This window comes from Mycobacterium heidelbergense, from assembly GCF_050205645.1.
Lineage (GTDB): Bacteria > Actinomycetota > Actinomycetes > Mycobacteriales > Mycobacteriaceae > Mycobacterium > Mycobacterium heidelbergense_A.
Window position 1 is genome coordinate 49,851 of the sequence record NZ_JBNMQT010000028.1, and the last position, 7,837, is coordinate 57,687.

The 7,837-nt window shown below is 67.6% G+C and carries 6 protein-coding genes; all 6 read right to left on the reverse strand.

What is annotated here, in order from left to right:
* Window positions 1-5 precede the first annotated feature (5 nt).
* Entirely contained in the window at window positions 6-1,838 is a 1,833-nt protein-coding gene (gene eccA / locus ACQI5H_RS22540) for a type VII secretion AAA-ATPase EccA (protein WP_427081508.1), read from the reverse strand.
* Complete coding sequence (gene eccE, locus ACQI5H_RS22545; protein ID WP_427081509.1) at window positions 1,835-3,040, reverse strand: type VII secretion protein EccE; 1,206 nt, start codon at window positions 3,038-3,040, stop codon at window positions 1,835-1,837. Before eccE ends, eccA begins: the two co-directional genes overlap by 4 nt.
* A gap of 19 nt (window positions 3,041-3,059) precedes the next feature.
* Window positions 3,060-4,913 carry a type VII secretion-associated serine protease mycosin gene (locus ACQI5H_RS22550; RefSeq protein ID WP_427081510.1) on the reverse strand — a complete coding sequence of 618 codons (1,854 nt, stop codon included), beginning with the start codon at window positions 4,911-4,913 and terminating at the stop codon, window positions 3,060-3,062.
* On the reverse strand, window positions 4,891-6,411 hold the full coding sequence (eccD, locus tag ACQI5H_RS22555) for a type VII secretion integral membrane protein EccD (RefSeq protein WP_427081511.1): 1,521 nt from the start codon (window positions 6,409-6,411) through the stop codon (window positions 4,891-4,893). Before eccD ends, ACQI5H_RS22550 begins: the two co-directional genes overlap by 23 nt.
* Window positions 6,412-6,680: 269 nt before the next feature.
* Window positions 6,681-7,589, reverse strand: a complete 909-nt coding sequence (locus ACQI5H_RS22560; RefSeq protein WP_427081512.1) for an ESX secretion-associated protein EspG — start codon at window positions 7,587-7,589, stop codon at window positions 6,681-6,683.
* A gap of 88 nt (window positions 7,590-7,677) precedes the next feature.
* Window positions 7,678-7,837: WXG100 family type VII secretion target (locus ACQI5H_RS22565; RefSeq protein WP_427081515.1), on the reverse strand; the 160-nt coding region annotated here is incomplete at its 5' end.

Below are 7,837 nucleotides of genomic sequence, written 5' to 3' on the forward strand. Positions count from 1 at the left end.
GCGCGCTAGGTCGACTTCTTCTCGGCCACCGCCGCGCTCAGACCCTCGGCCAGGTCGTCGCTGGTGAGCTCCTTGAACCGCAGCAGGTCGCGCTCGCTGAATTCGGTTGTGTCGCTGGACAGTACGGCGTCGAGGTCCTCGTCGTCCAGGCGGAAGCTCCGGTGGTCGCGGGCCTTTTCCACCACATTGCGCACGAAACCGGCGTTGCCGAGCGTATCGATACCGCGGATCAGATCCCCGTCCTCCGAGTAGCTCTCGTCGAGATAGAACTTCGTGTACGACGGCAGCAACGCCTGGGCCGATTCGTCGGTGATGACGTCCTCGTTTTCCCGCCCCATCAGTTGGGTCAGCGCGACAAGTTCGTCCGGGGTGTAGCTGAAGAACTCGATCACCGTCGAAAAGCGCCGCCGCAGACCCTGATTCACCTCGAGCATCTTGTCCATCGCCTTGGCGTAGCCCGCACCGAAGACGACGAGCTCGTCGCGATGATTCTCCATGTACAGCAGCAGCGTATTGATGATCGCATTGCCGTAGGGGTCGCCCTGGTGATAGCCGCGCTCGTGCAGGGTGTGCATCTCGTCGAAGAAGACCGCCCCGCCCAATGCGCCCTCGAGCATCTCCTCGGTGTTCTTCTCCGCGTCGGCCATGTAGCGGCCCAACAGCTTGGTGCGGCTGGTCTCCACCACGAGCGGCTTGCGCAGCACGGTGAGGCCGCACAGTTGCTTGGTGAACGCCCGCGCCACCGATGTCTTGCCGGTTCCCGGCGGCCCGAGCAACAAGGTGTGGCGCGATGTCACCGGCACGGGCAGCCCCATCTTGGCTCGGGCCAGGTTCACCTTGGTCGTCGACTTGATGAGCTTGATTTCGCGTTTGGCTTTTTCCATGCCGAGCATCGCGTTGAGCTCGGCGTCGCCTTCGGCCAGATATTTGGCGGCTTCCTCGGCGTGGCGGGCGGCCTCCGTCTGCGCGCGGGTCGGTGCGCTGTCCGGGTCCCACGGGTCCGTGCGGGCCTCGATCGTCTGCGGGTCGGTCAATATCAGCCGATAATCGTTGTTGTCCAACGCTTCCCGGGCCGGGGTGAATTTGGGATCGCGCGAATACACCCGGCGTAACAGCTCGGCGGCCTCCTCCTCGCGACCGAGGTGGCGCAGGCACATGCCTTGGGTGTAGAGCGCGACGTTGGCCGCGCCCGGCACCCGGTCCGCCTCGATGGCCGCCTGGGCGCGACGGACGGCCTCCTCGAACACCCCGAGCGACGCCAGGGCCGTGGTGGCCATCGCCGCACCCGCGGCTTTGAGCTCGGGGTTGCGCCAGACCTTCCCCTCCGGGAACTGCAGGAGGACGTCCGGCCATCGTCCGGTGCGGAAATACAGCACGCCGCGCACGTAGTTGATCAGCTCTTCGTCGAATGGATGCCTCGGCTCGACGCCGTCGAGCAGTTTCGCGGCTTCTTCGTAGTGTTTCGCCTCGGCGAGCGCCGCGGCGTACGCGCAGGCGAGCGACTCCCCGCTGGTGACCGCCAGCCGCAGGAACAACCCGTCGGATACCTCGGGCCGGAACTGCAATTCGGTCACCCCGAGGCGCCGGATCTCCCACCCGAACGTCCTGATCGATGCCCACGCGCCGCGGAGCACCTCGAGGCTCTGGTCACCGGCGAGCACCCGGGCCAGCCATGCGTCGCACATGTCGGGATCGATGGTGGACGCCATGGCGAACATCTGCGATGCCACCTGCGGGTTGTGGCTGGGCTGCAGCCCATTGACCGAGATGCCGGACGCCAACAGGCCGGCGACCATCGCGTTACGGGCGTCCTCGGGGGTTGACTGCGGACGACTCATTGCGCTGCAGGCAAGGCCGCAGCGTTGTCCCGCACCTGAGCCACCGGCAGCACCAACTCATCGCCTTCCAGCAGGTCCCGGGTGGGCACCACCAGTAAGGGCCGAGTGGTCGGGGCAGGCAGGCTGGCGCGCACCGCGGCCAGTTGGCGGCCGGTGAGCCGGTTGAGTCCGTGCGGCAACCCCTTGGGGGTCCGCTTGTCGCTGTGGTAGCGCACCCAGGCGGAGACCAGCGGCCGGCCGCCCGACGTGGTGAGCCGGATGGTCACCACGGTCGCCTCGGTGTCGGGCTGCCACAGGTCGTCGACCGTGTCCGTGGTGATGTCCGACGGCGTCAACCAAAAACTCGTCGCAAACCCGTTGAAATGCTTGAGGTAGCGCCAGCCGGGGCGGCTCCAGGTCGGTTCGAGATCGGCCAGTACGGCCTTGTCGACCTCGGCGAGCTCGTCGGCCGTCAGCGGCCGGGCCGCGCAGCCGTGGCCATCGAGGTCTTGGGCGAGGCGTTCGGTGGCCGCGACCAACGTCGACGCCAACGAATCGCGGGCCGCGACGGCGGCGACGTTGCGCTGGGGGTTCATCCGCAGAACCAGCCAGGTGCGGCGCACGTACGAGGCGGGCTGGTCGCCCACCACCTCCCACTCTTCGGGCCCCCAGTCGTCGAGCTTCGACAGCTCGGCGGCGTTGCCGCCGCGGCGTATCTTCACCGACACGACGTCGATGCCGTCGAGGTGGATGTCGAACTGGTGCAGCCCCTCAGCGACCGCCTGCACCAGCAGGGTGGGGGCCGACGCCGTCGTGCGATGGTGGCGGTGGCGCCCGGGAGCGTCGTCCTCACCGCCGTCGACCGCGATCACCGAAACCAGACGGCCCGCGTACTCGCGTACCCCGACCGTGTCGCGCCCGTATTTACGTTGGTAATCGACGGCGGGCGTGCAGCCGGCGGCCAGCGCGGTGCCCGGATCGGCGGACCAATCCCACAACCACGTGGCCAACCCGGAGGTGAGTGTGAGGCCGTGGTGGGTGACCAGCGAGAGCAACGTGACGATCACCGCCAGGCCGACCCCGACCCAAAAGGCGATGCGGTGCTCGCCCTGCCAGGAGTCTGGGCAGTGGCTGGCCACCAGCAAGATCACGACGTCGACCAAGAACACCGCGGTGACGCGCAGCCACGACAACGACAACCCGAATCTGCGTTGAGGATTCATTACTATCGTCGCTCCGCCCTCATTGCTGCTTCCGTCGCTTCATCATCGTCGCGACACCGAATACCGCGCCGCCGATGAGTAATGCCCCGGTCAGTCCGCCGGCGGCCACCCACACTGGCACCATATCGCGGCGCGGGGCCGGCTTAGGCACCGTCAGCGGCGCCGACAATTGCTGCGGCGGCTTTGCCGGGCCTTCGGGCACATCCCAGGTCAGCGCCGCCACCGGGTCGACCACGCCGTAGCCGATCTGGTTATCCACGCCGCGTGCGGGCGCCCTGGCGGTGCGGGTCAACCGGTTGATGACCTGGTACGCCGAGAGCTGCGGGAACTTGGCGCGCACGAGCGCGGCCACCCCGGACACGATCGCCGCCGAGAAGCTGGTGCCGGCCGGAACCAGCAGTGTGTTGTCCGGGCCGTCGATCGCGTTGATCAGGCCGTCGTCGCGGGGCGAGAGCCCGATGACGTCGGTACCGGGTGCGGCGATGCCCACCCACGGTCCGGCGATGCTCGACGCGCCCTGGCCCTGACCGCCTTGGGTCAGCGGCCGACCGTCCGGGTCCACCGCTCCTACGGTCAGCACGTAGTCGCTGAACCACGACGGCGTGACGACGGTGGTGACCGCGTTCCAGTTGCGGGGATCCTTGGGCTGCAACGGATCGAAGATCGGGTTTTGCTTGCAGTCTTTCTTGCTGCTGTCCCCGGCCGCGGCGACGATGACGGCGTTCTTGTCGACCGCCGCGTACCGGACCGCCGCACCCAGCGAGCGCTGGTCGATGATGTTGCGCGCGCTCATGCAGGTCACATCGGAGATGTTGATGATCTGGGCGCCCAAGTTGGCGGCATGCACGATCGCCCGTGCCATCGTCTCGACGTTGTCCACCTTCGCGCGGGTCTGCGGATCCTCGTCACCGGTGTAGGCATCCTTGAGACCGAACGCCTGGCTGGACTGGCGGATCGCAATGATGTCGACTTCGGGGGCGACTCCGCTGAAGGCGTCGGGCGCCCCTCCCGCGGGTGGCGGGGGCGGCGGTGGCGGCTTCGGCGGGTCGAGTGGACGCGGGTCGACGGGGTTGTCGACGCCGACGATGTGCTTGCCGCCGGAGTAGCTGGGGATGGTCACCGTGCCCGAACCGCCACGATTGCCGGACGGGGCCTGACCGGCTCCCGGCGCCGGGCCCCCCTGAGCCGGTGCCGGCGGTGCCGCCGGCTGTGGCGCTCCTGGGAATCCCGGTATCCCGAAGGGCCCCGGCGCCGCGGGCGGAGCCTCCGATTGCGGCGGCGGGGGAACCATCGTCACCGTCTGCGGCAGCGGCGACAACGTGACCGTCTGCGGCGGCGGCGCTTTCGGGGGCGGTTCGGTGGTCGGAATGGTGACTGGCTTACGCGGTCCCGCGGGCGGCGGTGTTGCGCCGCTGGCGGGGGCCGCGCCGATCATCGACGCCACGATCGTCCCGTGGGCGTCGCAGTCCGACAATCCGTCGCCGCCCATGACGTAGTCGCCGCCGGGGATCAGATGCTGGAACCGGGGGTGTGGGGTCACGCCCGTGTCGATGACGGCGACTTTGATCCCCGCCCCGCGGCCGAACTGCCAGGCCTCCTGCAAGTTCAGCATGTCCATGTACTTCGGCTGCAACCGAAAATCGGTGCCCGGCAGCACCCCGACCTCGGTGCAGTACGAATTCTGCTTCATCGGCGCGGGCGGTCCGGGCGGACCGTCGGGCGGAACCGCGGCGGGATCGACCGTCGGCGGCGAGATCGCGTACGCCGGCGGCAAGCCGGCTAACGCGCCCGACGTGAGCAGGAGGGCGGCGACGGTCGCGCGCGACGCGCGACCACGCCACACCCTGGTGCTAGCGGTACCGAATCGCCGCATAGACATTCATCAGCCACAATGCCAACGGGAAGATCGGCATCAGGCAGAGGTATTCGATCCATTCCACGAACTTGCGGAACAGCGGGCTGTAGATCGTGTTGGGCACAACCGCCGCGGCCGTCAGGCCCGCCGCCGGCAGCAGAACCAGGATCCCGGTGCAGATCGCCACCGAAAGCGGCGAGTGCAGCACCAGCGCGTAGCGCACTACCACCGTGCCGACGATCAGCACGGACGTCACGGCCAAGGTGATCGCCTGCCAGCGGTCGACGTAGGAACGCCCGCGCAGCATCAGGAACCCGGCGCTGAAGCCGGCGAGCAGCAGCGGGAGCCACCGTTGACCGGTGTGCGGATCGGCCAGCGCGGCCAGCGAAACCACCATCAGCACGCCCAGCCCGATCAGCAGCCCGGTCAGGAACGACCGGGCCCGTTCCGCCTGCAGCAGCACGTCGCGCACCGACGCGGGCCCTTCCAACACCGGGGGGCCACCGTCGGAACGCACCACGGTGGTGGGCAGGTCGGGTCGAGCCTCGAACACCCAGCGGCTGGTGGCCGACGGGAATACCGGCAGCCGAATGCCGGCCAGCCGGCGGGACATCGCCGGGGCGGCATGGTAGGCCAGCACGCAGACCAGCACCACGCAGCTGAGCAGCGTCACCGCACTGCTATTCGCGACCATCCGCGCCAGGGCGGCAATCGCCGCCACCGCGCTGATGGTGATGATCGCGGTGTAGGTGCCGAGCCGCCGGCCGGTGAAACGCAGGGCCAACATGGTCTCGATGGTCAGCACTCCGAAGCCCAGTACCGCATGCGGGGAACCCACCCCGCCGGGCGGTGCTGCTGCCGCGGCGACTGCCAGCGGCGCCAGGCCACTCAACAGCATGATGTCGCCGACGCGCCGATCCGCGTCGGTTTGGGCCCGTGCCAGCAGCATCATCGACACGCCCAGCACGACCAGGGCGATCACTGCGGAGTAGATGGTGGTCAGCCACGAGTTGTGGTGGAAGCGCCACCAGCCCAGCAGCGCCGTCGCGGCGATCACGCCGGTGGCCACCATCGAGGCGCCGACCTGAACGGCGATGACGGGGTCGATCGCGGCGAACCTCTTGCTGAGGTTCTGCGAAACGGCGGTGGAGATGTGTTCGACGACTTGCGATCGCTTCTCGGTGTCAACGATGAACCGGATCCAGAGCCGGTCGCCGTCATAGATGTCTTGCTCGGTGAGCGATTGCGTGGCCCGCAGCGGTGTGCCGTCGACCAGGCACAGCGCCCATTTGCCGCGGCCCTTGGCTTCTAACGGTGTCTCGCCGAGCTCGCGCAACCGGCTGTTGACTACCTTCAGCAGCGGGTCGGTCATCACCGAGACGGGGGCATTGGCATCGAGCAGGACGCCGATCTGGACGCCCTCGCCGGCCATGATGCCGACCACGACGGCCCGAGGCTGCGAGATTCCCTCGATGTCGGGCTGTGGTGCTTCAACTACCGCAGTTACCGCAGTCATCGCTGCGCACCCCCTTGCGTGGTGAATGAGTTGACCCGTGCATCTAGCCGCGCGGGGGCAGCTGCCGACCTGCTCACCATGGCGCCGTGGCGTCGGAGGATGTGCAGCCCGAACAATTCGGATTTCATCTGTCTCGCCCTCGCGATATTAGTTGTTGTGGGTTTGCTGGCGAATCATCGTTAATGATTCTAGAGAAGTATGCCGTGTTTGCCTCTCGGCCGCACGTTCTGGGCAAAGCCGTTGGTAAACACTATGTTTCGCAAGCGGGTTCACACCCTGCGGTGGGTTTTCCACTCGCCGTAAGGCAACGTATCCAGGACGGTTTTTATACCGACCTGCACCAATTGCGGGGTCGCTGGGCAGATGGCCAACCACGCCTCCCCCGAACCCGCGGTTCGGGCCTGTTGATAAAGCGCGATCCGGCCGCCCGAACCGTCTTTGAGCGACAGCACCGAGGCGCTCGGGCCCTTGGCGTCGTCCCGGTACTGGCGCGCATAGACGGCGACCTCGGCCGCCGGGTCCGACAGCGCCTGCCCTAACGCGGCCACGGTGGCGGCGCTGATGCCCATTCGCCGGAGATCTCCGCCGGAGAACACGTTGAAGCCGGACTCCTGCCACGACTTCGTGACTTCCAGCATCTCCTCCAGCGGCACGTTGACCGCGTTGATCGCCGCGGGCTCCGCATGATGAATCGACTCGAGGCCGTCCAGGACGAGTGACGCGATCGAGGCGCTGTCCGCGACGGCGACGTCGTCGACCGTGATGTCGTTGCCCACCCGAACCGCCGATACCCAGTGCTGACCGCGCCGGGCGAGCACCACGCGGAACTCATTGTCGGGGATGTCGCGGGACCCGGGCGCCTGGTTCTCGTCGTCGACGACGCCGTAGAGCAGCTTGCCCCGCGAGAGCAGGGCGATGATCTCGAGGTCGGGCGCGGCGAGCACCCGCATCCGAGCGGCCACCTGCTCCTGTACCTCGTTCAGTTCGCCGACGACGATGCCCTGCTCGCGCATCACCGCCATGCCGGGGTGTTCGTTGAGCCAGTCGCTCGAGTCGGTGGAGACGTACGGCCGGCACCGCAGTTCCGGCGCGACATGCCGAATGTCCAGCAGCGCCTGGAGCATCCAGAAGCCGTCGACGTTGACGGTGATGTCGGTGCGCGTGCTCTGTGAGTCCATCAATACCTCGAAAGTCGACCTGCTCGGATAACCGCAGGACGCGGCAGCACACCGATATGTGGTGTGCTGCCGCGCCTGAAGTTGGGTGTTAGGCCCAGCTGGACCCAACGGCGCTGTCGGTGCTGGCCATGTTGTTGCCGGCGGTCTGCACCTTTTGGCCGTGGGCGTTGGCCTGCTCGTAAATCACCTGGAAGTTCCGACCCAACTGGGTGATGAACTCCTGGCAGGCCACCGAACCCGCGCCGCCC